26 protein-coding genes are annotated in these 26,156 nt (G+C 72.2%); 22 read left to right on the top strand and 4 right to left on the bottom strand.

The annotated features are described in order from the left end of the window. Nucleotides 1-6: 6 nt before the first annotated feature. The 3 genes from ACFXG1_RS06095 (at nt 7) to ACFXG1_RS06085 (ending at nt 3,183) form a co-directional block, all read left to right on the top strand. Entirely contained in the window at nt 7-1,878 is a 1,872-nt protein-coding gene (locus ACFXG1_RS06095) for a protein kinase (RefSeq protein ID WP_384741364.1), read from the top strand. A gap of 207 nt (nt 1,879-2,085) precedes the next feature. Beyond that, on the top strand, nt 2,086-2,349 hold the full coding sequence (locus ACFXG1_RS06090) for a DUF5955 family protein (RefSeq protein ID WP_384741362.1): 264 nt from the start codon (nt 2,086-2,088) through the stop codon (nt 2,347-2,349). 144 nt (nt 2,350-2,493) lie between these two features. Continuing rightward, complete coding sequence (locus tag ACFXG1_RS06085; protein WP_384713126.1) at nt 2,494-3,183, top strand: alpha/beta hydrolase; 690 nt, start codon at nt 2,494-2,496, stop codon at nt 3,181-3,183. A 116-nt stretch (nt 3,184-3,299) separates the two neighbouring features. On the opposite strand, the gene ACFXG1_RS06080 is transcribed toward ACFXG1_RS06085, so the two are convergent. Then, nucleotides 3,300-4,103, bottom strand: a complete 804-nt coding sequence (locus tag ACFXG1_RS06080) for an IclR family transcriptional regulator (protein WP_384713123.1) — start codon at nt 4,101-4,103, stop codon at nt 3,300-3,302. 283 nt (nt 4,104-4,386) lie between these two features. On the opposite strand from ACFXG1_RS06080, the gene allB reads away from it, so the two are divergent. Both allB and alc read left to right on the top strand, forming a co-directional pair. Then, the gene (allB, locus tag ACFXG1_RS06075; protein WP_384741359.1) at nt 4,387-5,772 is read left to right on the top strand and encodes an allantoinase AllB; all 1,386 of its coding nucleotides are present in this window, start codon (nt 4,387-4,389) and stop codon (nt 5,770-5,772) included. 2 nt (nt 5,773-5,774) lie between these two features. Continuing rightward, nucleotides 5,775-6,935, top strand: coding sequence for an allantoicase (alc, locus tag ACFXG1_RS06070; protein ID WP_384741357.1), 1,161 nt, complete (start codon nt 5,775-5,777; stop codon nt 6,933-6,935). 132 nt (nt 6,936-7,067) lie between these two features. Here the strand turns inward: alc and ACFXG1_RS06065 are convergent, their stop codons facing one another. Further along, nucleotides 7,068-7,667, bottom strand: coding sequence for a TetR/AcrR family transcriptional regulator (locus ACFXG1_RS06065; RefSeq protein ID WP_384718250.1), 600 nt, complete (start codon nt 7,665-7,667; stop codon nt 7,068-7,070). A 72-nt stretch (nt 7,668-7,739) separates the two neighbouring features. On the opposite strand from ACFXG1_RS06065, the gene ACFXG1_RS06060 reads away from it, so the two are divergent. Beyond that, entirely contained in the window at nt 7,740-9,224 is a 1,485-nt protein-coding gene (locus ACFXG1_RS06060) for an MFS transporter (RefSeq protein WP_384741355.1), read from the top strand. After that, nucleotides 9,196-9,819, top strand: a complete 624-nt coding sequence (locus ACFXG1_RS06055) for a hypothetical protein (RefSeq protein WP_384721283.1) — start codon at nt 9,196-9,198, stop codon at nt 9,817-9,819. Before ACFXG1_RS06060 ends, ACFXG1_RS06055 begins: the two co-directional genes overlap by 29 nt. 78 nt (nt 9,820-9,897) lie before the next feature. On the opposite strand, the gene ACFXG1_RS06050 is transcribed toward ACFXG1_RS06055, so the two are convergent. Further along, the gene (locus ACFXG1_RS06050; protein ID WP_384721280.1) at nt 9,898-10,119 is read right to left on the bottom strand and encodes a hypothetical protein; all 222 of its coding nucleotides are present in this window, start codon (nt 10,117-10,119) and stop codon (nt 9,898-9,900) included. Between the two features lie 145 nt (nt 10,120-10,264). Between ACFXG1_RS06050 and ACFXG1_RS06045 the strand changes: the two genes are divergently transcribed. Beyond that, nucleotides 10,265-11,521: a sensor histidine kinase gene (locus ACFXG1_RS06045; RefSeq protein WP_384721277.1), complete on the top strand. Its 1,257-nt coding sequence runs from the start codon at nt 10,265-10,267 to the stop codon at nt 11,519-11,521. Further along, nucleotides 11,518-12,210: a response regulator gene (locus tag ACFXG1_RS06040; protein ID WP_384741352.1), complete on the top strand. Its 693-nt coding sequence runs from the start codon at nt 11,518-11,520 to the stop codon at nt 12,208-12,210. The genes ACFXG1_RS06045 and ACFXG1_RS06040 overlap by 4 nt, the downstream gene beginning before the upstream one ends. A gap of 99 nt (nt 12,211-12,309) precedes the next feature. Here ACFXG1_RS06040 and ACFXG1_RS06035 read toward each other — a convergent pair whose 3' ends face one another. Then, nucleotides 12,310-13,317 (bottom strand): Gfo/Idh/MocA family oxidoreductase, encoded by a 1,008-nt coding sequence (locus tag ACFXG1_RS06035; protein WP_384741350.1) that lies wholly within the window; start codon nt 13,315-13,317, stop codon nt 12,310-12,312. Nucleotides 13,318-13,418: 101 nt separating this feature from the next. Between ACFXG1_RS06035 and ACFXG1_RS06030 the strand changes: the two genes are divergently transcribed. The 13 genes from ACFXG1_RS06030 to ACFXG1_RS05970 all read left to right on the top strand — a co-directional run bounded on the left by ACFXG1_RS06030 (nt 13,419) and on the right by ACFXG1_RS05970 (nt 26,147). Then, a complete protein-coding gene (locus ACFXG1_RS06030) occupies nt 13,419-14,192 on the top strand; it encodes a GntR family transcriptional regulator (RefSeq protein WP_384710157.1) in 774 nt (257 codons plus the stop codon). A 127-nt stretch (nt 14,193-14,319) separates the two neighbouring features. Beyond that, nucleotides 14,320-15,315: a substrate-binding domain-containing protein gene (locus ACFXG1_RS06025; RefSeq protein ID WP_384710160.1), complete on the top strand. Its 996-nt coding sequence runs from the start codon at nt 14,320-14,322 to the stop codon at nt 15,313-15,315. Nucleotides 15,316-15,458: 143 nt separating this feature from the next. Next, the gene (locus ACFXG1_RS06020; protein ID WP_384710163.1) at nt 15,459-16,475 is read left to right on the top strand and encodes a sugar ABC transporter substrate-binding protein; all 1,017 of its coding nucleotides are present in this window, start codon (nt 15,459-15,461) and stop codon (nt 16,473-16,475) included. Then, nucleotides 16,472-17,536: an ABC transporter permease gene (locus ACFXG1_RS06015; RefSeq protein WP_384710166.1), complete on the top strand. Its 1,065-nt coding sequence runs from the start codon at nt 16,472-16,474 to the stop codon at nt 17,534-17,536. Before ACFXG1_RS06020 ends, ACFXG1_RS06015 begins: the two co-directional genes overlap by 4 nt. Continuing rightward, nucleotides 17,533-18,363 carry an ATP-binding cassette domain-containing protein gene (locus ACFXG1_RS06010; RefSeq protein WP_384741347.1) on the top strand — a complete coding sequence of 277 codons (831 nt, stop codon included), beginning with the start codon at nt 17,533-17,535 and terminating at the stop codon, nt 18,361-18,363. Before ACFXG1_RS06015 ends, ACFXG1_RS06010 begins: the two co-directional genes overlap by 4 nt. Nucleotides 18,364-18,558: 195 nt before the next feature. Beyond that, nucleotides 18,559-19,719, top strand: a complete 1,161-nt coding sequence (locus ACFXG1_RS06005) for an ROK family glucokinase (RefSeq protein WP_384741346.1) — start codon at nt 18,559-18,561, stop codon at nt 19,717-19,719. Nucleotides 19,720-19,821: 102 nt separating this feature from the next. Then, nucleotides 19,822-20,406, top strand: a complete 585-nt coding sequence (locus ACFXG1_RS06000) for a hypothetical protein (RefSeq protein ID WP_384710172.1) — start codon at nt 19,822-19,824, stop codon at nt 20,404-20,406. 231 nt (nt 20,407-20,637) lie between these two features. Then, the gene (gene pcaC, locus ACFXG1_RS05995) at nt 20,638-21,879 is read left to right on the top strand and encodes a 4-carboxymuconolactone decarboxylase (protein ID WP_384710184.1); all 1,242 of its coding nucleotides are present in this window, start codon (nt 20,638-20,640) and stop codon (nt 21,877-21,879) included. A 12-nt stretch (nt 21,880-21,891) separates the two neighbouring features. Further along, complete coding sequence (locus ACFXG1_RS05990; RefSeq protein WP_384710175.1) at nt 21,892-22,518, top strand: MBL fold metallo-hydrolase; 627 nt, start codon at nt 21,892-21,894, stop codon at nt 22,516-22,518. A gap of 355 nt (nt 22,519-22,873) precedes the next feature. Beyond that, nucleotides 22,874-23,653: an exodeoxyribonuclease III gene (locus ACFXG1_RS05985; RefSeq protein ID WP_384710178.1), complete on the top strand. Its 780-nt coding sequence runs from the start codon at nt 22,874-22,876 to the stop codon at nt 23,651-23,653. Between the two features lie 125 nt (nt 23,654-23,778). Continuing rightward, on the top strand, nt 23,779-24,213 hold the full coding sequence (locus ACFXG1_RS05980) for a DUF6278 family protein (RefSeq protein WP_384724239.1): 435 nt from the start codon (nt 23,779-23,781) through the stop codon (nt 24,211-24,213). A gap of 162 nt (nt 24,214-24,375) precedes the next feature. Next, the gene (locus ACFXG1_RS05975) at nt 24,376-25,122 is read left to right on the top strand and encodes an amino acid ABC transporter ATP-binding protein (protein ID WP_384741342.1); all 747 of its coding nucleotides are present in this window, start codon (nt 24,376-24,378) and stop codon (nt 25,120-25,122) included. Nucleotides 25,123-25,136: 14 nt separating this feature from the next. Beyond that, nucleotides 25,137-26,147 (top strand): glutamate ABC transporter substrate-binding protein, encoded by a 1,011-nt coding sequence (locus ACFXG1_RS05970; protein WP_384741340.1) that lies wholly within the window; start codon nt 25,137-25,139, stop codon nt 26,145-26,147. Nucleotides 26,148-26,156: the final 9 nt, after the last annotated feature.

The raw sequence follows: 26,156 nt of genomic DNA, 5'->3' as shown, positions 1-26,156 counted from the left end.
ACAACGATGAGTGGGCGCATACCCGAAGGAACGGTTTTCCAGCCGCTTGGGGAAGGGGATCCGCGCCATGTCGCGGGCTATCGGCTCGCCGCCAGGCTCGGCGCCGGTGGCATGGGGAAGGTCTATCTCTCCTATACGCCCGGGGGACGCCCGGTCGCCATCAAGGTGATCCGCCCCGACTTCGGGCAGGACGCCGAGTTCCGGCGCCGCTTCGCCCAGGAGGTGCACGCGGCGCAGCGGGTGCAGGGGCTGTACACGGCGCCGGTGATCGACGCCGACCCGGAGGCCGCGCAGCCGTGGCTCGCCACCGCGTACGTCCCCGGGCCCTCCCTCGCCGCCGCCGTCGCCGAGCACGGCAAGCTCCCGGTGGAGACCGTGCTGCTGCTGGTCGCCGGGATCGCCGAGGCGCTCCAGGTCATCCACGGCGCGGGCATCGTCCACCGCGACCTCAAGCCCGCGAACGTCCTGCTCGCCGCCGACGGGCCCCGTGTCATCGACTTCGGGATCGCGCGGGCCGCCGACGCCACATCGCTCACCAGTAGCGGGGTCACCATCGGCACCCCCTCGTTCATGGCGCCCGAGCAGGCCGCCGGGACGACGGTCACACCCGCCACCGACATCTTCGCGCTCGGTCTGGTCGCGGCGTACGCGGCCGGAGGCCGGGCCGCCTTCGGGGAGGGCACCTCCCACGGAGTCCTCTACCGCATCGTCCACGAAGAGCCGGATCTGTCGGCGATCCCCGAGCGCCTCGTGGAACTCGTCACCCGCTGTCTCGCGAAGGACCCCCTCGAACGTCCGTCCGTCGCCGAGGTGCTCACGATCTGTCAGAGCGCCAACGGGGAGACCGTGCTGCGCAGGCCCGAGGAGTGGCTGCCGGGCGCGGTCGCGGCGGAGATCGGCACCCGCAAGGCGGCGCCCGCGCCGCCGGTGACACCGCCGCCGCCCGTCGCGCCGCCGGTGAACCCCGCGCCCCCGGTGAACGCGGCCCCGCCGCAGCCGGTCGCCCCGCCGCAGCCCGTGAGTGCCCCGGCGCCCGAGCCGACCGCGGCGTCCGCGCCGGCGACCCCGCCGCCCGGCTTCGGGCCGCCCCCGGCCGCGTACGGCTCCACCCCGCCCGCCGCGTCGCCCACGGTCCCCGGTGCCGCCTACGGGGCCCAGGCCCCGGCGCCGTACGTACCCGAGTCCGCCACGGGCCCCGCCGCCACCGGGCCCGAGCGCCGCGGGCGCGGCCGGATCATCGCCGTCGCCGTGGCCGCGACCCTGGTCGTGGGCGGGCTCGCGGGCGGCGGCGCCTATCTCGCGCTCGCCGGCGACGACTCCGGGGAGACCCGGGACAACGCCGCCCCGAAGAGCTCCGGGGACACCACGCCGGCCGCCCGGGAACCGGCCGGGCCGCCGGTGGACGACCCGGCCGCCGACGGCACCGCCGAGGCGCCGGACTCGTCGGCTCCGGTTGCCCCCGCCGAGCCGCTCGACGACCCGGAACCCCGTGAGTACCGCGGTATCAACCTCGTCAGCGGATACCACCTGACCTTCGGCGACGACCCGCTCAAGCCCGTCAAGGACGACTCCACCAACCAGGACGTCTACTACGACTGGAACCTGGGTCAACTAGAGGTACGCGACGGACGCCTGATTCTCCTGCGCAGCGGACAGAAGCCGGATCTGGCCACCTGCCGGACGGAGACCCGCTATGCCCAGAAACTGAACCTCGACGGGATCTCCAAGGGCTCCGTGTTCTGTGTGCTGACCGACTCCGGTCATGTCGGCGTCGTCACCTACCAGGGGAAATCCCCCGATTCGGATCCGAGCAGGTTTGTCACGGTCGATGTGACCACCTGGCTCAGCGCCGTGGAGCCCGTCCAGCCGACATCCTGAAAACGGCCTGAATCCTGCCTGCATCCGGGCCGAATTCGGTCCGTGGAGTGGCGCACACCGCCCCGGATGGCGTTAACTGACCCGCAACTCAGGGTGGTTGAATATCGACCCAGAGTGTCGAAGCATCCGGTTGCCGGCGAGGGGGGTTGAGGTCTCTTGCGGAGCGTGGGGCAGGCGCAGGTGACGGACAGTGGTGAGGACCCGAGGGTGACCGGGTTGCGTGCCGCGGTCTCCCGGCTCCGCCGGGAACTGGCGGCCCACCCGGGTCGCTTCTCCGATCGGGACGTTGCCGAGGAGGAGCTGGGCGTACTGGCGGAGATGGCGGCCCGGGGCGATCCCGATATCGCCCGGATGCGCCGGGCCCTGCTGCTGATCGCCGGGGCCATCGGCTCGGTCAGCGCGCTCGCCCCCGGAGTGCTCGGGGTGCGCAACGCCGTGGACATGTTCGGCGAGGTGCCGCGCCGGCGGTGACCCGCCCCGCGGGGCGCCCGCCCGTCCCGGGCGGGCCGCCCCGGCCCCGCCCGGCTCCGGCTGCGGTGGCGGGGGTCCGTACCCGGTCATAGCGTGGAACGGCAGGGGGGTCCACCGACACACGACCGATACGAAGGTGTGGACATGGCCGACAAGCCGACGATCGTTCTGGTACACGGCTTCTGGGGCGGTGCCGCCCACTGGGGCAAGGCGATCCTGGAACTGAAGAGCCGAGGGTACGACAAGCTCTACGCGGTCGAGAACCCGCTGACGTCCCTCGCGGAGGACGCCGAGCGCACCCGGAAGATGGTCCGGCAGGTGGACGGGCCCGTGGTGCTGGTGGGTCACTCCTACGGCGGTGCCGTCATCACCGAGGCGGGCGATCTGCCCAATGTCACCGCACTGGTGTACATCGCGGCGTTCGCCCCCGACGCCGGTGAGAGCCCCGGTCAGATCAGCCAGGAGCACCCGCCCGCCGCCTTCGACAACCTCGTGCCGGACTCCGACGGCTACCTCTGGATCAAGCAGGACAAGTTCCACTGGAGCTTCGGCCAGGATCTGCCCGAGGACGACGCGCTGGTCATGGCCGTCACCCAGAAGGCGCCGCTGGCCTCCACCTTCGGCGACAACATCACCGCACCGGCCTGGCGCAACAAGCCGGTCTGGTACCAGGTGTCCACCGACGACCGCATGATCCATCCGGACAACGAGCGCCGGATGGCCGCCCGGATGAACCCCCGCAAGGTCATCGAACTCGACGCCAGTCACGCGTCGCTGGCGTCCCAGCCGAAGGCGGTCGTGGACCTCATCGACGAGGCCGCGAGCGCGTCGTAAGTCGTAGCCGCGCACGACTGTCCTCCGGGGCGCGGTGTCCGTCGTCGGCCGATGGCCGTGGCGGGCACCGCGCCCCGAAGCGTGTCGGTCGTGAAGCGTGTCGGTCGTGAAGCGCGTCAGCCGGTCGAGGTGTTCGCCAGGGCCGCCGAGAGGTCCCGGGCCACTTCCTGGAGGACCGGCACGATCTTCTCCGTGGCCGCGTCCGTCACCCGGCCCGCCGGGCCCGAGATCGAGATGGCCGCCGCCGTGGGGGAGTCGGGCACCGGGACCGCGAGGCAGCGGACCCCGATCTCCTGCTCGTTGTCGTCGACGGCGTAGCCGTTGTGGCGGACCTGCTCCAGAGCGGCGAGGAAGCCCTCGGGAGTGGTGATCGTCTTCTCGGTCGCCGCGGGCATCCCGGTCCGGGCCAGCAGCGCCCGCACCTCGTCCGCCGGACATCCGGCGAGCAGCGCCTTGCCGACCCCGGTGGAGTGCGGCAGCACCCGCCGTCCCACCTCGGTGAACATCCGCATCGAGTGCTTCGACGGCACCTGCGCCACATAGACGATCTCGTCACCGTCGAGCAGCGCCATATTCGCGGTCTCGCCCGTCTCGTCGACCAGCCGCGCCAGATAGGGCCGCGCCCAGGTGCCGAGCAGCCGGGCCGAGGACTCGCCGAGCCGGATCAGCCGGGGGCCGAGCGCATAGCGGCGGTTGGGCTGCTGACGGACGTAACCGCAGGCCACCAGCGTGCGCATCAGCCGGTGGATGGTGGGCAGCGGCAGTCCGCTGCTGCCCGACAACTCGCTCAGTCCGACCTCGCCCCCGGCGTCGGCCATGCGTTCGAGCAGATCGAAGGCGCGCTCCAAGGACTGCACACCCCCGCCGCTCGACGGTTTGGCGGCGTCGGTGGAGCGGGCGCTGGCACTGGACGTCGGCACGGGCGGCGGTCCTTTCGGGCGGGCGGACAAGAGTGCAGCCTACCGGGAGGTCGGCGTCGGCACACCGTCCCCGCCCCGGAGTCCGCGCCGGTCAGGGGGTGTTCGTCCCGGTGCGATGCGGTTGCCGGGGAGCGGATGTCGACCTCCACTCATTCTGCCTGGCGGTATTCTCCTTCCATTTTACGGAAAAATCCAACCCTTGACGGCGCCGGTCGGTGTGACGAGGATGCCTCCCACAGCTATTCAACAATTCGTTGAAGTCTCTGGACGGGCGGAGTGGCCGATGGCGGAATCGGTGGAAGCGGCGGAAGCGGTGGATACGGGTACGGCGCCGGGTGCCCGGCTGGCGCTGCGCTCGACCCGGGTGGTGACCCCCGAGGGCATCCGGCCCGCCCTCGTCACCGTCGCCGGCGGCAGGATCGCCGGGGTGCTGCCGTACGACACCGTCCCACCGCCGGACATCCCGCTGGAGGACGTCGGCGACGACGCCGTACTGCCGGGTCTGGTCGATACCCACGTCCATGTGAACGACCCGGGGCGCACCGAGTGGGAGGGCTTCAGGGCCGCCACCCGGGCCGCCGCCGCGGGGGGTGTCACGACCCTGATCGATATGCCGCTGAACTCCCGGCCGCCCACCACCACCGTGGAGCATCTGCGGGTCAAGCAGGCCGTGGCCCGGCCCGCCGTCCATGTGGACACCGGCTTCTGGGGCGGCGCGATCCCCGGCAACACCGCCGATCTGCGGCCCCTGCACGACGCCGGGGTCTTCGGCTTCAAATGCTTCCTCTCGCCGTCCGGGGTGGAGGAGTTCCCCGAACTGGACCGGGAGCGGCTGGCCCGGGCCATGGCCGCGATCGGCGGCTTCGGCGGGCTGCTGATCGTGCACGCCGAAGACCCCCGGGAGCTGGCGGAAGGACCGTCCGGCGGCCGGTACACCGACTTCCTCGCCTCCCGCCCCCGGGCCGCCGAGAACGCGGCCGTCGAGACCCTCGTCGCGCTCGCCCGCGAACTCGGTGACCGCGCGCCCCGTGTCCACGTACTGCATCTGTCGTCCGCCGACGCCCTGCCGCTGATCGCCCGCGCCAAAGCGGACGGCGTACGGATCACCGCCGAGACCTGTCCGCACTTCCTCACCCTCACCGCCGAGGAAGTCCCCGACGGCGCCACGGAGTTCAAATGCTGCCCGCCGATCCGGGAGGCCGCCAACCAGGACGCCCTCTGGGCCGGGCTCGCCGACGGGACGATCGACTGCGTCGTCTCCGACCACTCGCCCTGTACTGGCGACCTCAAGACCGCCGACTTCGGCTCCGCCTGGGGCGGTATCTCATCGCTCCAGCTGGGACTCTCCGCCGTATGGACCGAGGCCCGGCGGCGCGGCCACGGCATCGACGACGTGGCCCGCTGGATGGCCGCGGGCCCCGCGCTGCTCGCCGGGCTCGACCGCAAGGGCGCGATCGAGCCGGGGCGCGACGCCGACTTCGCGGTCCTGGCGACCGACGAGACCTTCACCGTCGACCCGGCCCGGCTCCACCACCGCAACCCGGTGACCGCCTACGCGGGCCGGACCCTCGGCGGGGTCGTCCGCTCCACCTGGCTGCGCGGGGCGCGGATCGCGACGGACGGAACCCCGGCCGGACCCACCGGCCGCCTCCTCGAAAGGAACAACTGAACATGTCCCCGACCGAGACGACCGCCGAGACCCCTGACACCCGCGCCTTTCCGTCCTTCACCGGTGACGCCCGCCCCTACGGCGGCGGCGACCCCTACGCCGACTACCGCACCGCCGACTTCCCCTTCACCCACCACCCCGACCTCGCCGACCGGCGCCTGGGCGGGGCCGTGATCGCCGCCAACGACGAGTTCTTCGCCCATCGGGAGAACCTGCTCGTCCCCGCGCCCGCCGTCTTCGACCCCGAGCACTTCGGGCACAAAGGCAAGGTCATGGACGGCTGGGAGACCCGCCGCCGCCGGGGCGTCTCCGCCGAACTGCCGCACCCGGCGGACGAGGACCACGACTGGGCCCTGATCCGCCTCGGCGCCCCCGGAATCATTCGCGGCGTCGTCGTCGACACCGCCCACTTCCGGGGCAACTACCCGCGGGCCGTCTCCGTCGAGGCGACGGCCCTGCCCGGCAGCCCGTCGCCGGAGGAGCTGCTCGCGGACGACGTCGCCTGGACGTCCCTCGTCCGCCGGACGGACATCGGCGGCCACGCGGCCAACGGCTTCACCGTCCGTGCCGAGCGGCGCTTCACCCATCTCCGGCTCAAGCAGCACCCGGACGGCGGGATCGCCCGGCTGCGGGTGTACGGGGAGATCGCGCCCGACCCCGCGTGGCTGGGCGTCCTGGGCACCTTCGACCTCGCGGCGCTGGAGAACGGCGGCCGGGTCGAGGACGCGTCCGACCGCTTCTACTCACCGGCCACCCACACCATCCAGCCGGGCCGCTCCCGCAAGATGGACGACGGCTGGGAGACCCGGCGCCGTCGCGACCACGGCAACGACTGGATCCGCTACCGGCTCGTCGAGCAGGCCGATATCCGCGCGATCGAGATCGACACCGCGTACCTCAAGGGCAACAGTGCGGGCTGGGCCGCGCTCTCCGTACGCGACAGCGGTACGGAGGGGGAGGGGGCGTGGACGGAGATCGTGCCCAGGACCCGGCTCCAGCCGGACACCGATCACCGGATCGTGCTGGACGCGCCGGTGACCGCGCGGGAGGTCCGGATCGACATCTACCCCGACGGCGGGATCTCCCGGCTCCGCCTCTTCGGCTCCCTCACGGGCGAAGGCGCGGCCCGGCTGAACGCGCGCCACCGCGAACTGGGCGGCTGATCCGGAACCCCCGGGCCGTGTCCGGGGGTTCGCCCCGTGCGCCGGGCGGCGCCATGGCGCGAAGATGCCCCAACCGGGGCCCGGAACGTCCGGAGTGCGGGGGCGCGTAACGGGCCCTCGGCGGTGCGGGTGCTACCCGGCCGTCCCCGTCTCTCGTACCCCCTTCACCAGGCCCGACGCCAGCTCCACCACCGCGCTGCGGACCACGTCGGACGTATCGTCCGTCCCCAGGTGGGGGCCGACGATCAGACGGGTGAGCTGGGGCACCGAGTTCGGCCACGCCGCCAGGCCGATCAGGGACAGCAGCGCGACGGCCGTACGGGGGCCGGGCTCGACCCCGAGCCGCTCCGACAGGGCGTCGACCTTGCGGGCGTAGCGGTCGGCGCGCCCCTGCTCGCCCGGGAGTTCGTCCCCGTCGCGGCTCAGCGCCTCCCACAGCAGCAGCCGCAGCAGCTCGGGACGCTCACGGTGGAAGTCGTACACCGACCCCACCCAGGCCGCGACGTCCTCGCCCGGTTCGCCCACCTCCTCGGTGAGTTCGTCCATCGCGGCGCTCACCACCGCCGCGAACAGGCCCTCCTTGCTGCCGAAGTGGCCGTACAGCCGCTCCTTGTTGACCCCGGCCAGCTCCGCGATGCGGTCGACCCGGGCCCCCGCCACCCCCAGGGCCGCGAACTCCCGCCGTGCCGCCCGCAGGAGCTTCTGCTTCGTCGCGGCTGTATCTCTCACCATGACCCCACCTTATCCAACCGGACAGTTGGATCCGCCTTGACATCCAACTAGTTGGTTGGTCTGATGTGGCGCATGACCTCCGACGCCAACTGCCCCTCACAGCACGCCCGTCGGGCCGAAACCCCGACTCCGGCCGGACCCGGGACCGCCCCCTTCGGGCGGACCGTTTTCGCCCTGTGCGCCGTGGGCATCCTGGTCGTCGGGCAGCTCTACACCCCGCTCCCGGTCCTCGACGACCTCGCCGACTCCTGGTCCACGACCACATCGGCGGCCGGCTGGGCCACCACCGCCTTCGGCTTCGGCTACGCCGCGGGGTTCCTGGTCTCCGGCCCCCTCTCGGACCGGTACGGCCGCCGCCGGATCATCGTCGGCGGCCTGGTGCTCACGGCGATCGCCACGGCCGTCGTCACGACGGCGCCCGACCTGGTGACGGGCTGCGCCGTCCGCGCCGCGCAGGGCCTGGCGGCGTCCACCTTCGCGCCCGCCGCCTTCGCCTGTCTCGCCGAACGGATCGAACCGGCCCGCCGCGTCACCGCCATGACCTGGCTGACCAGTTCGTTCCTCGCGGCGGGCGTCATCGGCCAGGTGCTCTCGCACGCCGTGGCCGAGATCTGGACCTGGCGGGCCGTCTTCCTGGTCTGCGCCGCGGCCATGGCCGGTGGAGCCGTACTGCTGCGTACCGTGCTCCCGTCCGACGGGAGCACCGCCGCTGTCTCCGCCCCGGACGCCTACCGGGCCATGGGCCGGCTGCTCACCCGCCCCTCCACGGTCCTCTTCCTGCTCGCCACGGCCACCCTGCTCGGCGGCTTCGTCGCCCTCTACGCCGGACTCCCGTCGGCGGGCCCCGCCGTATCGGCCGACCGGCCCGGCACCATGCTGCTCCTGCGGGCCGCCGCGCTGCCCGCCATGGTGCTGGTACCCCTGGCGACCCCCCTCCTCGTCCGGGTGCCCGCCGCCCACCGGGTGGTCGGGGCCCTGTTCCTGGCGGGCACCGTGAGCGGAGCGACGGCCCTGCTCACCGCCGGCGGCGGCCTCGGCCCGGTGGCGCTCGGAGCCCTGCTGTTCGTCTTCGCGCTCGGAGTCGCGGTCGCCGCCCCGGCCTTCGTCGAGGTCATCGGATCCGCCGCGGGCCCGGCCCGCGGCGCTGCGGTGGCGCTCTACACCTTCGTCCTCTTCACCGGCGCCGGCCTCGGCCCGCAGCTGGCGACCTCCGTCGGCGGCGGCTTCGCGACCGTCTCCGCCCTGGTCGCCGGGGCCCTGTACACGGGTGCGGCGCTGGCGGCCGCCGGACAGCACCTGATCACCGCACGGAAGAACGCCACCGTAGGAAAGGAACGACACGACCATGCGATCCCGCGTCCTGATCCCCGCCCTGGCCCTCGGCGGAGCCTGCCTGCTGGGTACGGCCCTGCTGATCGACGCCACCGGCGACGATACGTCCCCCGGCGCGACGGCCGCCGCCCCGACCGCCGGTCCTGTGAACGGCGGGCCGGGGACCCTCCAGACGACGGAACAGGAGAACAAACAGGTGAGGCCCCTGCCGCCGGGCGGCGATGACGAGCGATCCGCCACCCGGCGGTCCCGGGAGTCCCTGACGGCCGCCGGGCTCCCGCTCCCGGCCGGCTGGCGCCCGGTCCAGGTCCGCGCGGAGCGGCACGACAACCGGCCGGTGACGGTCGTCCGCTACGAGCGGGGGACCGGGCGCACCCTCGGCGGCGAACACATCACCACCGTGCTGGACGGCGAAGGCACCCTGCTCGGCTACACCCGGATGACCGCCGACGCGACAGCCCTGCCCCTGCCCTCCGACGAGGCGGCGGAGAAGGCGGCCTTCGCCTGGATGGGGCGCTTCGTCCCCGAGCACTCGGCGGGGCTCTCCGTGCAATGGGTCGACCGGCACGACGAGGAGGTACGCGACCGGGCCGGAGCCCGGCACACCGTCAGCGGCGCCAAGGTCAAGAGCCGGCACGAGAACGGGCTCTACACCTGGGTGATCGTCGACGACCGGGGCGAGGTCGTCACGTACGAACGCGATATCCGCTGGGACGCCGCCGGGAACCGGCGGGCCACCCGGATGTGGCTGCACGACAAGTGGACGGCGGCGCGGGAGGGCAGCGGCCCCCGCCCGGCGCCGCCGTACGCGCGGGTCTGACCCCTCCCGCCGCGCCCGCCGACGAGCGCGACGGCGGTCGGCACGCGCCCCCGCCACGGGGCCGGGCCGCCGGGATCCTCACCGGCGCCCCGGCTCCGCTTCCGCGATCATGACCAGTACAAAGCCCACCACGGCGACCACGACATAGGTGAACAGCGCCTGGTCGTCGAGGTACGGCACCTGTTCCAGGAGCTTGTCGGCGCCCCCCAGGAACGGGAACCAGCCCGTCAGCTCCCGGATCGCCCCGGCGACCCCCACCAACATCAGCAGTCCGCCCGCGGACTCCAGCAACTTCCTCATGACACCGATGCTGGCGCCGCGCGCCGTGCGCGCGCGTCGGCCGTCGGGCCCCGGGGCGTAGCCGAAAGTCTTCGGTCGCCCGACTTTGGTAGCGCCCCGCCCGCAACCGGCAGCGGCCCGCGTTCCCCCTGCGTAACGTGGTCGTATGACCCGTACGGAATACTCCTGGCTGCTGCCGTCGGCCATGGTCGCGGACCCGGAGCTGTACGACCCGGAACCGGCGGGCGGGCGGCCCGTACGGACCACCGCCCGAGGGCGGCCGCGGCGTACCGTACGCGACTGGCTCGTCGACCTCGCCGCCTTCCTCTTCGCCGTGCTGATGGCCCTGGTGGTCATCGACCAGAGCGCCGAGATCAACGGCGCCGGGGCCGGTGTCGTCCACTTCGACGAGGCGGCCGGTCTCGTCGCCTGCTGCTCGGTCTGGCTGCGCCGCCGCCGGCCCGTCCATCTCGCCGTCGCCCTGTGCCTGCTGAGCGTGTTCTCCCCGGCCGCGGCCGGCGCCCTGCTCGTCGCGCTCTTCAGCCTCGCCGTGCACCGGCCGTTCCGTACGGTCGCCGTCGTCGGCGCCATGGGGCTCGTCCTCGGCCTGGTGCAGCCCCTGGTCCGGCCCGACCCGACCACCACCCTCCTCGCCTCGATCATCGGCGGAATCGTCGTCGTCCTGCTGGTCACCGGCTGGGGCATGCTGGTCCGCTCCCAGCGCCAGCTCTACGTCGCCCTGCGCGAACGCGCCCGGCGCGCCGAGACCGAGGCCGAGCTGCGGGCCCAGCAGGCACAGCGGCTCGCCCGGGAGGCCATCGCCCGGGAGATGCACGACGTACTCGCCCACCGGCTCACCCTCCTCAGCGTCCACGCGGGAGCCCTGGAGTTCCGGCCCGACGCGCCACCCGCCGAGGTCGCCCGCGCGGCCGGGGTGATCCGGGACTCCGCCCACGACGCCCTCCAGGACCTCCGGCAGATCATCGGGGTACTGCGCGCCCCCGGCGACGGCGAACCGGGCGACCGGCCGCAGCCGACGCTCGCCACCCTCGACACCCTGGTCGCCGAATCCCGCGACGCCGGAATGGCCGTCCGGCTCGACAACGGCATCGAGGAACCGGCGCGGGTACCCGCGGCCCTCGGCCGTACCGTCTACCGCATCGCGCAGGAGGGCCTCACCAACGCCCGCAAGCACGCGCCGGGCGCCGAGGTCACCCTCGCTGTGACCGGCGCCCCCGGCGACGGGGTCGTCGTCTCGGTCGACAACCCCGCACCCGGCCGGACCGTCACCCCCGTCCCCGGCTCCGGGCAGGGCCTCATCGGGCTCTCCGAACGCGCCACCCTCGCCGGGGGCAGCCTGGAGCACGGGAAGACGGGCGACGGCGGATTCCACGTCCGGGCCTGGCTACCGTGGGCGGCATGACCATCCGACTGCTCGTCGTCGACGACGACCCCCTGGTCCGTGCCGGACTGTCCCTGATGCTCGGCGGCGCCGACGACCTGCGGATCGTCGGCGAGGCTGCAGACGGCGCCGAAGTCCCGGCGCTCGTCGAACGGCTCGCGCCCGACGTCGTGCTGATGGACATCCGGATGCCCGGCGTCGACGGACTCACCGCCACCGAGGAACTGCGCCGCCGCCCCGGCGCCCCCGAAGTCGTCGTCCTCACCACCTTCCACGCCGACGAGCAGGTCCTGCGGGCGCTGCGCGCGGGAGCCGCCGGGTTCGTCCTCAAGGACACCCCGCCGGTCGAGATCGTCGCCGCCGTACGCCGGGTCGCCGCGGGCGAACCGGTGCTCTCGCCCGCCGTGACCCGCCAGTTGATGAGCCATGTCGCCGGTACCGCGGCCGCGTCCGGCGGCGATACGCGCCGCGCCGCCGCGCTCGCCGGGGCGGGCCTGCTGGCCGACCGGGAACGGGAGGTCGCCGTCGGTGTCGGCCGCGGCCGGTCCAACGCGGAGATCGCCGCGGCCCTGTATATGAGCGTCCCCACCGTCAAGACCCATGTATCGCGGATCCTGGCCAAACTCGGCTTCAACAACCGTGTCCAGATCGCGCTCCTCGCCCACGACGCGGGACTCCTCGACGGCGACGATCCGGAGGGTGCCGCGTAGACCGGGCGGATGGGGACCACCGACCCGCGGGTGGTTCGCCGACCACGACGAGAGCCGCACACGAACTCCGGGCGAGGAGACCTCGGCCGACCCGGCCGGCTACGTCAGCGACGGGATCTCCGAGAGGGGAACCCGCCTTCCCTCGCGGCGTGAGCGCTCGCAGGCCTCAGCGACCCGGAGCGCCTCCAGGGCCTCCCGGCCGTCGCACGGGTTCTCCGCCTCGCCCCGCGCGAGGCGGAGGAACGCGTCCAGCTCCGCCTCGTACGCGGGGGCGAACCGCTCCAGGAAGCCCGGCCAGGGCTCCTCGGGGCGGCCGGGGGCGCCCGGCTCCACCGAGGTCAGGGGCGTACGGCCGGAGACGCCGACCACGATCTGGTCCAGCTCGCCCGCCAGCTCCATCCGTACGTCGTACCCGGCGCCGTTGATCCGCGTCGCCGTCGCCGTCGCCAAAGTCCCGTCGTCCAGCGTGAGCACCACCGCCGCCGTGGCGACGTCCCCCGCGTCGCGGAACATCGCGGGCCCGGCGTCGGACCCGGTCGCGTACACCTCGGTGATCTCCCGACCCGTCACCCATCGGACGATGTCGAAGTCGTGAACCAGACAGTCCCGGTACAGGCCGCCGGAGAGCGGCAGATATCCGGCGGGCGGCGGCGCCGGGTCGGAGGACGCCGTCCGGACCGTGTGCAGCCGCCCCAGCCCTCCCGATCGCACCCGCTCCCGCGCCGCCGCGTACCCCGCGTCGAAGCGCCGCATAAAGCCCAGCTGCAGCTCGGTACCGGCCGCGGCCACATCGCGCAGGGCCCGGACCGTGCCCGGCAGGTCGACGGCGATCGGCTTCTCGCAGAACGCCGGGAGCCCCGCCCGGGCCGCCCGGCCGATCAGCTCCGCGTGCGACGCGGTCGCCGAGGCGATCACCACCGCGTCCACGCCCCAGGTGAAGATCTCGTGCGGGCTCGGCGCCGCCGTCGCGCCCACCCGCTGCGCCACGGACGCCGCCCGTGCGGCGTCCGTATCCGCCACGACCAGGGAGCCGACCTCCGGGTGGCGGCCGAGCGCCGCCGCGTGGAAGGCGCCGATACGTCCGGTACCGATGAGTCCGATGCGCATGCGCCAAAAATGGGGCCCGGCCGCGGACGCTGTCAAGGCTTTGTCCTGACAACCGGACTTCACGACTTCCCGTCAACATAAGACCCGATTACGCTCGCCCCGTGCCCAAGCAGCCCGGTCCGGAGACGGACCCGTCCCCGCCGCTCCAGCTGAGTGTGGACCGCACCAGCCCCGTCCCCCTCTACTTCCAGCTGTCCCAGCAGCTGGAAGCCGCGATCGAAAAGGGTGCGCTCACCCCCGGCACCCTGCTCGGCAACGAGATCGAGCTGGCCGCACGGCTCGGCCTGTCCCGGCCCACGGTCCGCCAGGCCATCCAGTCCCTCGTCGACAAAGGGCTGCTGGTCCGCAGGCGCGGCGTCGGCACCCAGGTGGTGCACAGCAAGGTCCGCCGCCCACTGGAGCTGAGCAGCCTCTACGACGATCTGGAGGCCGCCGGGCAGCGCCCCGCCACCGTCGTCGTCGCCCACACCGCCGACCGGGCGACCGGGCGGATCGCCGCCGCCCTCGGGATCGCGGAGGGCGGAGAGATTCACTCCGTCGAGCGACTCCGATACGCCCATGGGGAGCCCATAGCCCTGCTCACCAACGCCCTGCCCGGCGGGCTGCTCGCCCTCGACACCGCGAGTCTGGAGGCCACCGGCCTCTACCGGCTGATGCGGGCCGCCGGGATCACCCTCCACAGCGCCCGCCAGTCGGTGGGCGCCAGGGCGGCCACCGCCGCCGAGGCGGACCTGCTGGGGGAGGCGCCGGGCGCACCCGTCCTGACCATGGAACGCACCACCTTCGACGACACCGGACGGGCCGTCGAATACGGCTCCCACATCTACCGGGCCTCCCGCTACTCCTTCGAGTTCCAGCTCCTGGTCCGGCCCTGAACCGATCCGGCCGACCGCATGTCAGCTCGGTAAGAATGTTCGGACAAAGTCTTGACGGGGTCGCGGGCCCGCCGTAGAAACTCACCCAGCCGCAACGGAGCGGCCCGGGAGAGAAGGCGGGACCACCATGCGAGTCCACCGCACGGCAGCAGCCCTGCTCGCCGCGAGTGCCCTGGTCCTCACCGCCGGATGCAGCGGTTCCGGGGGCAAGGACGCCGAGGAGAAGGCCGCGGACGGCGGTGGGGGAGCCGCGGCGGACACCCCCCGGATCAAGATCGCGATGGTGACCCACTCGGGCGAGGGCGACACCTTCTGGGACATCGTCCAGAGCGGCGCGAAGGCCGCCGCGAAGAAGGACAACGCCGAGTTCCTGTACGCGGCCAACAAGGAGGGCAAGGAGCAGGCCCAGCTCGTCCAGGCGTACATCGACCAGAAGGTCGACGGGATCGTCGTCACCCTCGCCAAGCCCGAGGCCGTCCGGGACGTGGTGAAGAAGGCCGTCGCCGCGGGCATACCCGTGGTCACGATCAACTCCGGCGGCGAGTCGTCGAAGGCCGTCGGCGCCCTCGCCCATATCGGCCAGGACGAGTCAGTCGCCGGTGAGGCCGTCGGCGAGGAGCTGACCCGCCGGGGCAAGAAGAAAGCCGTCTGCGTCATCCACGAGCAGGGCAATGTGTCCCTGGAGGCCCGCTGCGCCGGGGTCCGGAAGACCTTCAAGGGCAGTGTCGAGAACCTCCAGGTCGAGGGCGTGAACATGCCCGCCACCACCTCCACCGTCCAGGCCAAGCTCCAGGCGACCCGCGACATCGACGCCGTCGTCACCCTCGGCGCCCCCTTCGCCGCCGCTTCCGTCCAGGCGAAGAAGGGCGCGAACTCCTCCGCCGAGATCAACACCTTCGATCTCAACGCGGATGTGATCAAGCAGCTCAAGGCCGGCGAGGTCGGCTTCGCCGTCGATCAGCAGCCCTATCTCCAGGGCTATCTCGCGGTCGATCAGCTCTGGCTCCACCGGGTCAACCGCAATGTCGCCGGCGGGGGGAAGCCCGTCCTCACCGGCCCCGCCCTGATCCGGCAGAACGACGCCGACGCGCTGGAGAAGCTGACCGCAGCCGGGACCCGATGACCTCCGCGGAGTACCCGATGCCCACCCTCCGACCTGCCGTGACCCATACTTGGTCGGCTGGGGCACGACATTTCGCCCCCCTGCCGTGCCACCGGGCGCGGCGGGCCGCAGGACGAGCGGTACGGCGAGAAGGGCACGGGGTCGTGGCAAGGGCAAGGACAGGGGTACGCGCACTGGGCGCGATGCTGGCGGCGGTGCTCGGGGCGTCCCTCGTCGGATGCAGCAGCACCGGGGGCAAGCGCGCGGCGGACGCCCGCGAGGCCCGGGCCGAGGCGGCCGGGAAGGCCACGGTCAGCACGCCCCGCTGGACCTTCGCCATGGTCACCCACTCGGGCGACGGCGACACCTTCTGGGACATCGTCCAGAAGGGGGCCCAGGAGGCCGCGGCCAAGGACAACATCAACTTCCTGTACTCCAAGAACGACGAGGGCCAGCAGCAGGCCCAGCTCGTCCAGGCCGCCATCGACAAGAAGGTCGACGGTCTGATCGTCACCCTCGCCAAGCCCGACGCCATGAAAGACGTGGTGAAGAAGGCCGTCGCCGCCGGCATCCCGGTGATCACCATCAACTCGGGATCGGCCCAGTCGAAGGAGTACGGCGCCCTCACCCATATCGGGCAGGACGAGACCATCGCCGGCGAGGCCGTCGGCGACGAGCTGAACGAGCGGGGCCGTAAGAAGGCGGTCTGCGTCCTGCACGAGCAGGGCAACGTCGGCCACGAGCAGCGCTGCGCCGGGGTGGGGAAGACCTTCGACGGGGAGCTCCAGAACCTCTACGTCGACGGCACCAACATGCCCGACGTCCAGGCGTCCATCGAGGCCAAGCTGCAGACCGACCGCTCCATCGACGCCGTCGTCACCCTCGGCGCCCCGTTCGCGGACACCGCCGTACGGGCCAAGGAGTCGGCCCGCAGCAAGGCCGAGATCGACACCTTCGACCTCAATCCCAAGGTCGCCGCCGGGCTGAAGAACGGCACCCTCGGCTTCGCCGTCGACCAGCAGCCCTATCTCCAGGGGTACGAGGCGGTCGACCTGCTCTGGCTCTACCGGTACAACGCCGACGTCCTCGGCGGCGGCCGGCCCGTGCTCACCGGGCCGCAGATCGTCACGGAGGCCGAGGCGGCGACGTTGGAGGACTACACGAGGCGGGGGACCCGATGAGCTCGACCGCACCACCACCGGCGGACCTCACCAAGGGGCCCGCCGGAGACGAACGGCTGCTGCGGACGTCACCGCTGCGCCGGCTGCTGGGCCGGCCCGAGCTGGGCTCCGTCGTCGGCGCGGTCGCCGTCTTCGTGTTCTTCTCGATCGTCGCCGACTCCTTCCTCCAGGCGTCGAGCTTCTCGACCGTGCTGTACGCGGCGTCCACCATCGGGATCATGGCGGTCCCCGTCGCCCTGCTGATGATCGGCGGAGAGTTCGACCTGTCGGCGGGCGTCCTGGTCACCAGCTCGGCGCTGGTGTCCTCGATGTTCAGCTACCAGATGACCGCCAACGTCTGGGTCGGCATCCTGGTGTCCCTGCTGGTCACCCTGGCCGTCGGGGTCTTCAACGGGGTTCTGCTGACCCGGACGAAACTGCCCAGCTTCATCATCACGCTCGGTACGTTCCTGATGCTGACCGGGCTGAATCTCGGCTTCACCAAGCTGATCACCGGCCGGGTCTCCACGGACTCGATCAGCGATATGGAGGGCTTCGCCTCGGCGAAGAAGGTCTTCGCGTCGGAGCTGGTCATCGGGGACGTCAGCCTCAAGGTGACCATCCTGTGGTGGCTGGGCCTGGTCGCCGTCGCCACCTGGGTCCTGCTGCGGACCCGCTTCGGCAACTGGATCTTCGCCGTCGGCGGTGGCGCCGACGCGGCCCGCGCGGTCGGCGTCCCGGTCGTCAAGACGAAGATCGGGCTCTATATGGGCGTCGCCTTCGCCGCCTGGATCTCCGGCCAGCATCTGCTGTTCTCCTTCGACGTGGTGCAGTCCGGCGAGGGTGTCGGCAATGAGCTGATCTACATCATCGCGGCCGTCATCGGCGGCTGTCTGATCACCGGCGGCTACGGCTCCGCGATCGGTTCCGCGGTGGGCGCCTTCATCTTCGGCATGACCAGCAAGGGCATCGTCTACGCGGAATGGAACCCCGACTGGTTCAAGTTCTTCCTCGGGGCGATGCTGCTTCTCGCCACCCTGCTCAACGCGTGGGTGCGCAAACGGGCGGAGGCGACACGATGACCGAGGACGCCACGACACCGGAGAAGGACCGGCCGCCCCTGGTCGCCCTCGACCGGGTCAGCAAGTACTACGGCAACATCCGGGCCCTGGAGGGGGTGTCCCTGGAGGTCGGGGCCGGGGAGATCACCTGTGTCCTCGGCGACAACGGCGCCGGGAAGTCCACCCTCATCAAGATCATCGCCGGGCTGCACCAGCACGACGCCGGAACGTTCGCCATCGACGGCGAGGAGACCCGGCTCGCCAATCCGCGCGCGGCCCTCGACCGGGGCATCGCCACGGTCTACCAGGACCTCGCCGTGGTGCCGCTGATGCCGGTCTGGCGGAACTTCTTCCTCGGCTCCGAGCCGGTGAAGGGCTCCGGGCCGCTGCGCCGGCTCGATGTCGGGACCATGCGCGAGACGACCCGGTCCGAACTGCTGCGCATGGGGATCGACCTGCGCGACGTCGACCAGCCCATCGGCACCCTCTCCGGCGGTGAGCGGCAGTGCGTGGCGATCGCCCGCGCCGTCCACTTCGGCGCCAAGGTCCTGGTACTCGACGAGCCCACCGCCGCGCTGGGCGTCAAGCAGTCCGGGGTGGTCCTCAAGTACGTCGCGGCGGCCCGCGACGCCGGACTGGGTGTCGTACTGATCACCCACAACCCGCACCACGCCTACCTGGTCGGCGACCGGTTCGTGCTGCTCAAGCGGGGCACGATGACCGCGAGCCACACCAAGGACTCGGTGACGCTGGACGAGCTGACCCGCCAGATGGCGGGCGGCTCCGAGCTGGACGACCTCCGCCACGAGCTGGAGCGCCCAGGACCCGGCGACCCGGCACAGGAGTGATCCACCACCCCGGAGGGGGCCGCGCCCCGGGCACGGCCCCCTCCGGGCGACGGCGGCCCCTCCCGTACCCCGCCGCGGGCACCCGGCCGTCCCGCTCCCGAGGAGCGGCCCCCGGGGGGTGCCGTGAAAGAATCGGTACGGCGGGTCGTCCCGCCACCCGCAGTGACCACCTTGACTCCGAGCAACCGCAGGGACATGAGCACCTACCGCGATTTCGCGCACCGCGGCTCCGCCCGCGCCACCGTCCTGCGTACCGTCGGCACCCGTGAGCGGCGGTCCCATCTGACCGCCCCCCGGGTCCCCACCGTCGGGATCGACATCGGCGGTACGAAGGTGATGGCGGGCGTCGTCGACGCGGACGGCGTCATCCTGGAGAAGATCAGGACCGAGACCCCGGACAAGTCCAAGAGCCCCAAGGTCGTCGAGGACGTCATCTGCGAGCTGGTCCTCGACCTCTCCGACCGCCACGATGTGCACGCCGTCGGGATCGGCGCCGCGGGCTGGGTCGACGCCGACCGCTCCACCGTGCTCTTCGCCCCGCATCTCGCCTGGCGCAACGAGCCGCTGCGCGACGCGCTCTCCGCCCGGCTCGCGGTCCCCGTCCTGGTCGACAACGACGCCAACACCGCCGCCTGGGCGGAGTGGCGGTTCGGCGCGGGACGCGGCGAGGACCATCTGGTGATGATCACCCTCGGGACCGGTATCGGCGGGGCCATCCTCCAGGACGGCCAGGTCAAGCGGGGCAAGTACGGCGTCGCCGGGGAATTCGGGCATATGCAGGTGGTGCCGGGCGGGCATCGCTGCCCGTGCGGCAACCGCGGCTGCTGGGAGCAGTACAGCTCCGGCAACGCCCTGGTCCGCGAGGCCCGGGAGCTGGCCGCCGCGGACTCCCCGGTCGCTCATGTCCTGATCGACCGGGTCGGCGGCACCATCGGCGACATCACCGGGCCGCTCATCACCGAGCTGGCCCGCGAGGGCGACGCGATGTGCGTCGAACTGTTCCAGGACATCGGCCAGTGGCTGGGCGTCGGGATCGCCAATCTCGCCGCCGCCCTCGACCCCTCCTGCTTCGTCGTCGGCGGCGGGGTGAGCGCCGCCGACGATCTGCTGATCGGACCCGCGCGGGACGCGTTCCGCCGCCATCTGACCGGGCGCGGCTACCGGCCCGAGGCCCGGATCGTCAAGGCCGAGCTGGGGCCCGAGGCCGGCATGGTCGGCGCCGCGGACCTCGCCCGGCTGGTCGCCCGCCGGTTCCGCCGGGCCAACCGCCGCCGCGTCGAACGCCATGAACGGTACGAGCGGTACGCCCAGGCGCTGCGGAACCCCGGAACGCCCCGCCCGTCGCGAGAGGTGTGAGCCGGACACCATCCCGATGATCTTGATTTTCCGGGCTTCCGCGCGGGGGCCGGTGGCGAACCGTAGACTTCAGGTCCGCCCACCCACCAGGAACCCGCAGTCATGAGTGTCGTACCCAGACCGGCCCCGCGGCCGGACGAGCCAGCCTTCCGGCCGCCCGAGGGCCGTCGCCACATGATCATTCGGCGTGTGGCGACGCTGGTGGTCATCGTCCTGCTGATCGGCGTCCCGGCGGGATATCTGGTGGTCTCCGCCGAGCAGAGCCGGGCCAGCGGGCGGGACAAGGCGACGGAGTCCTCGTCGAAGGGGCTCAGGGACGCCTGGCCGTCCCAGATGAAGCGCCGGATCTTCGAGGTGCCGATCCCGGACAACGCGTGGAGCGTCGCCTACTACGAGACCAGCAACTGGAAGACCAGCAGGCTCTACGTCCAGTTCAGCACCACCGCCGACGGGCTCGACCACTTCCTGGCGTCCATCGGCGCCGGCCGGTCCGACCTCCAGCCGGGCGTCCCCGCCATCAGCGCCAAGGACGCCGCGACCGCGGGCTGGCGCTTCGTCCCCGGGGAGCGGGAATGGTCCGGGCTTTCCCATATGCGGGATGCGCCCCGGCCCGACCAGCACATCGTCATCGACACCACGCACCCCTTCGCCATCGGCGTCTACGTGGTGTCGACCACCACGCCGTGAACCACCCGCTGTGAACCACCTGCCGTGAACCACCCGCCGGGGTGAGAGGAGGGGGGTCGCCCACCGCCGCCCCCGGCGGTCACTACGGTGGACCGGGTGAGTGAGACGCAGACCCCCCACCAGAGCCCTGAGCAAAGCCCTGAGCACAGCGCTGACCAAGGTGCCGGACAGAGCCCCGAGCAGAGCCCCGGACAGAGCCCCGAGGAGGCCCCGCCGACCCTCCAGTACCGGATCGACGGTCCCGACGACGCGCCCGTACTCGTCCTCGGCCCGTCCCTGGGCACCACCTGGCACATGTGGGACCGGCAGATCGCCGAGCTGTCCCGTGAGTGGCGGATCCTCCGCTACGACCTGCCGGGCCACGGCGGCGCGCCCGCCCTGCCCGCCGAATCGGTGGGCGAACTCGCCGACCGGCTGCTGGCCACCCTCGACGGACTCGGCATTCAGCGCTTCGGCTACGCGGGCTGCTCCATCGGCGGAGCCGTCGGCCTCGATCTGGCGCTGCGCAGACCGGACCGGGTGGGGTCGCTGGCGTTGATCGCCGCGTCGCCCCGGTTCGGCACGGCCGACGAGTTCCGCGGCCGCGGGGTGATCGTCCGGACCAACGGGCTCGACCCGGTGGCGCTGGCGGCCCCCGAGGCCTGGTTCACCGAGCACTTTGCCGCCGCCCAGCCCGCGATCGTGGAGTGGGCCGTCCAGATGGTCCGCACCACCGACCCCGGCTGCTACATCGCCGCCTGCGAGGCGCTGGCCGCCTTCGACGTCCGGTCCGAAATCGGCCGGATCTCGGTGCCCGCCCTCGTCCTGGTGGGCTCCGAGGACCGGATCACCGGACCCGCCGAGGCCCGCACCCTGGTCGCCGGGATACCGGACGCCCGGCTGGCCCTGGTGCCGGGCGCGAGCCATCTCGCCGCCGTCGAGCAGCCCGCCGCCGTCACCGATCTGCTGGTACGCCACTTCTCGGCCGTGCCGCAGGACACCCTCACGGCCATTCCCCTCCAGCAGGTCGCCGCGCCCCCGGCCCCGGTCGCGGCGCCCGCCGCCCCGGAGACCGGGCCCGCAGGACCCGGGGCACCGGACGAGGAGGAGCGCCCCGACCCGTACGAACAGGGCATGAAGATCCGCCGTGAGGTACTCGGCGACGCCTTCGTGGACACCGCGACCGGCGACGAGGAGCACTTCGCCGCCGACTTCCAGGAACTCGTCACCCGGTACGCCTGGGGCGAGGTCTGGAACCGGGAGGGCCTCGACCGCAGGACCCGCAGTGCCGTCACCATCTCGGCGCTGGTGGCCCAGGGGCGGCCGGAGGAGCTGGCCGCGCATGTCCGGGCCGCCCTCCGCAACGGGCTGACACCCGACGAGATCAAGGAGATCCTCCTCCACGCGGCCGTGTACTGCGGGCTCCCGGCCGCCAACACCGCGTTCCGGGTCGCGGGAGCGGTCGTACGGGAGGAGACCACGCCCCGTCCGTAGCAGGATGGGCCCATGAGGCTCACCAAGAAGAAGCACTCCTGCGTACGGCTGGAGAAGGACGGCGCGGTCCTCGTCGTGGACCCGGGCGCGTTCTCCGAGGAGGACGCCGCGGCCGGGGCGGACGCGGTGCTCATCACCCACGAGCACGCCGACCACTACGACGAGGGCCGCGTCCGGGCCGCCCTGGAGGCCGGGGCCGAGGTGTGGACGCTGCGGAGCGTCGCCGAGCGGCTGAGCGCGGCGTTCCCGGGGCGGATCCACACCGTCGGCCACGGCGACACCTTCCACGCGGCGGGCTTCGACGTCGAGGTGCACGGCGAACTGCACGCCGTGATCCACCCCGACCTGCCGCGGATCACCAATATCGGCTTCCTGCTCGACGGCGCGGTCTTCCACCCCGGCGACGCGCTGACCGTGCCGGAGCGGGCCGTGGACACGCTGATGCTGCCGGTGATGGCGCCCTGGAACAAGCTCTCCGAGGTCGTCGACTACGTCCGGGAGGTACGGCCCCGGCTGACGATCGACATCCACGACGCGCTGCTCACGGAGCTGGCCCGGCCGATCTACGACGGCCACGTCACCAACCTCGGCGGCACCGCCCACGAACGCCTCGCCCCGGGCGACGCCCACCTCTTCTGACGGGGTACGCCCCGTTCCCCCCACCGGGGCGGGTGCGCCCAAGAAGGGGCGCGGGGAACTGCGCGACCAGCCACGCACGTGCCGCAGGCGCGTCACGGCGCTCAGTCGCACCTCGGTGCGCCGCCTTCGCGGCGAAGGAGCTGCGCCATCGCGTGATCGCCCGACCGCGGACCGTGGACGGCTGGTCGCGCAGTTCCCCGCGCCCCTGGATACCCGGAACGAGGCGGTTGGGAACGGAGCCGCGCCCCTGGATACCTGGACCGAGGCGGTTGGGAACGGAGCCGCGCCTCTGGAGACCCGCGGCCCGGGCGCTGGGGAAAGGGAAGCGGCTCCGGGGAGCGATTAGGCTGCCGGTATGCGTATCGCGACCTGGAACGTCAACTCCGTCACCGCCCGGCTGCCCCGCCTCCTGACCTGGCTGGAAGCCACCGGCACGGATGTGCTGTGCGTCCAGGAGACCAAGTGCACGGCCGAGCAGTTCCCCGCCGACGAGCTGCGCGAGCTGGGATACGAGTCGGCGGTGCACGCCGACGGCCGGTGGAACGGCGTGGCGCTGATCTCCCGCGTCGGGCTCGACCAGGTCGTCAAGGGGCTCCCGGACGGCCCGGAGTACGACGGCGCGCAGGAGCCCCGCGCGGTCTCCGCGACCTGCGGACCGGTCCGGCTCTGGTCGGTCTACGTGCCCAACGGCCGCGAGGTCGACCACCCCCACTACGCGTACAAGCTCCGCTGGCTCGACGCGCTGCGGACCGCCGTCGCCGAGGACGCCGCTGGCGGTGTCCCGTTCGCGGTGCTCGGCGACTACAACATCGCGCCCGCCGACGACGACGTCTGGGACCGCTCCGTCTTCGAGGGCGCCACCCATGTCACCGAGCCGGAGCGCGCCGCCCTCGCCGGGCTGCGGCAGACCGGTCTGACGGATGTGGTGCCGCGCCCGCTGAAGTACGACCACCCGTACACCTACTGGGACTACCGTCAGCTCGCCTTCCCGAAGAACCGGGGCATGCGGATCGACCTCGTCTACGGCAACGCCCCGTTCGCCGCCGCCGTCAAGGACGCGTACGTGGACCGCGAGGAGCGCAAGGGCAAGGGGGCGTCCGACCACGCCCCGGTCGTGGTCGACCTCGACGTCTGAGGCCGCGCCGCACGGCCGGGGGCGGCCCCGGCCGGGGAGCCCTCGTGGACATCCCCGGGATATCCCGGGGATCTTCGGCGCGCTGCTCCTGTCAACAACCCGGGTGAGGTGCCAGTCTTCGTGGTATGAACATCCCTTTCCTGGACAACTGGCTCAAGCGACAGGGCCCCGGTACCCGGGGCGGGCTCGACGACCCCGAGCGTGCCTCGGCGATGGCCGAGTTGTTCGCGGAGTGCGAGTTGCTGCGGGTGCGGATCGCACGCATGGGGCTGGAACTGGACGACAGCCCGGCCTCCTTGGCGGCGCTCGACCAGCTGCCGCCGCGCTGGCGGGACGATCCGGAGGAGTTGCCCTGGATCGGCAACGACGCCGGGCTGTACCTCGGTACGGTGATCGTACGGACCGTCCCGGGCGCGGCCTGGCACGTCTGGCCCGGCGGGCACCCGGTGGTACGGCTGGCCTCCGGCCGGGAGATCGGGGTGGTGGAGGCGGGTCTCGACTGGGCGATGCACGGCGCGCCCGAGCTGTCCCAGGTCTATGCCGAGGCCGCCGAGGCGTGACCGTCCTGCCCCGCCGCGCGAGCGTCGGCGCTCGTACATGAGCTGATATATAGCCAATAAATACGGCTTATGCCCCTTTTATGCGTGTCGCGCGCGAAGTCCCTTTCCGGGGTGGATAGTTTGCGCTGACCTCGACACAGCAACGAGTGGGTAGGGCAGCGTATGGCCGTCGTCGATCCGTTGATCGAGCTGCGGGACGTCAACAAGCATTTCGGGCAGTTGCACGTCCTGCGGGACATCAACCTCACCGTCGGCCGCGGGGAGGTGGTGGTGGTCATCGGCCCGTCCGGCTCCGGCAAGTCGACCCTCTGCCGGACGGTGAACCGGCTGGAGACCATCGAGTCCGGGACGATCACCATCGACGGCGAGCCGCTCCCCGCGGAGGGCAAGGGCCTCGCCCGGCTCCGCGCCGATGTCGGCATGGTCTTCCAGTCCTTCAACCTCTTCGCCCACCGCACCGTCCTCGACAACATCTCCCTCGCCCCCCGCAAGGTCCGCGGGCGCCGCAAGGAGGAGGCCGAACGGCGCTCCCGGGAACTCCTGGACCGGGTCGGGCTCGCCTCCCAGGCGGACAAGTACCCGGCCCAGCTCTCCGGCGGTCAGCAGCAGCGGGTGGCGATCGCCCGCGCGCTGGCGATGGAGCCCAAGGTGATGCTCTTCGACGAGCCCACCTCGGCCCTCGACCCCGAGATGATCAACGAGGTGCTGGAAGTGATGCAGCAGCTCGCCCGGGACGGCATGACGATGGTCGTGGTCACCCATGAGATGGGCTTCGCCCGCTCCGCCGCCAACCGGGTCGTCTTCATGGCCGACGGAAAGATCGTCGAGGACCGCGCCCCCGAGGACTTCTTCACCCATCCGGAGAGCGACCGGGCCAAGGACTTCCTCTCCAAGATCCTCAAGCACTGAGCGGGGGGACCTCGATGCCGCGCACCCGGAAGATCCCGACCACCCCCCACGCCCCGCTGCCGCCGACCGCCCCCCACGACCCGCCGCCGCCGGGCGGGCACCCGCCCCGCCCCCGGCGGGCGGCGCGCGCCCTGCTGGCGCTGCTGCTCGCGCTGGCCGCCGTCGCCGCCACCGCCTGCGGCAAGGAGGGCAGCCCGCCCGTGAAGGGCCCCCAGGTCGACAAACTCCCCGAATACCGGGTCAACACCGGATTCCAGCTCCCCGAATCCCCGACCTGGCGGCGCGCGAAGAACCGCGGCCACCTCGTCGTCGGCGCCAAGGAGGACCAGCCCTACCTCGGCGAGAAGGACCCCGCGACGGGCCTCTACTCCGGCTTCGACATCGAGATCGCCAGAATGGTCGCCGCCTACCTCGGATTCGACCCGGCCGGCATCCACTTCCGTACCATCGCGTCCGCCAACCGCGAGACGGCCCTCCAGAACGGCCAGATCGACTACTACGTCGGCACTTACACCATCAACGACATGCGCAAGAAACTCGTCGGCTTCGCCGGCCCGTACTTCATGGCCGGACAGTCCCTGCTGGTCCGCGCCGACGAGAACGACATCCACGGCCCCCAGGACCTGGCCGGGAAACGCGTCTGCTCCGCCACCGGCTCCACCCCCTACCAGCGGATCAAGGCCGACTACCCGAAGGCGACCCTCGTCGGCTACGACACCTACTCGATCTGCGTGGACAACCTCCTCACCTACCAGGTCGACGCCGTCACCACCGACGACGCCATCCTCATCGGCTACGCCGCCAAGGTCCCCGACGAGCTGAAGGTCGTCGGCAAACCCTTCTCGCAGGAGCCGTACGGCATCGGCGTACCGCGCGACGACAACGCCCTGCGGTTCGCGATCGACGACGCCCTCGCGGCCGGTGAGAAGAGCGGCGAGTGGAAGCAGGCGTACGACGCCACCCTCGGACTCTCCGGGGTTCCGGCACCCACGCCGCCCCCGATCGACCGCTATCCGGCGAGCTGAGGAGGAGAC

Source organism: Streptomyces sp. NPDC059248 (genome assembly GCF_042753905.1).
Lineage (GTDB): Bacteria > Actinomycetota > Actinomycetes > Streptomycetales > Streptomycetaceae > Streptomyces.
Note: the sequence above shows the minus strand (reverse complement) of the source record. Positions and strands in the feature narration are given on the sequence as shown.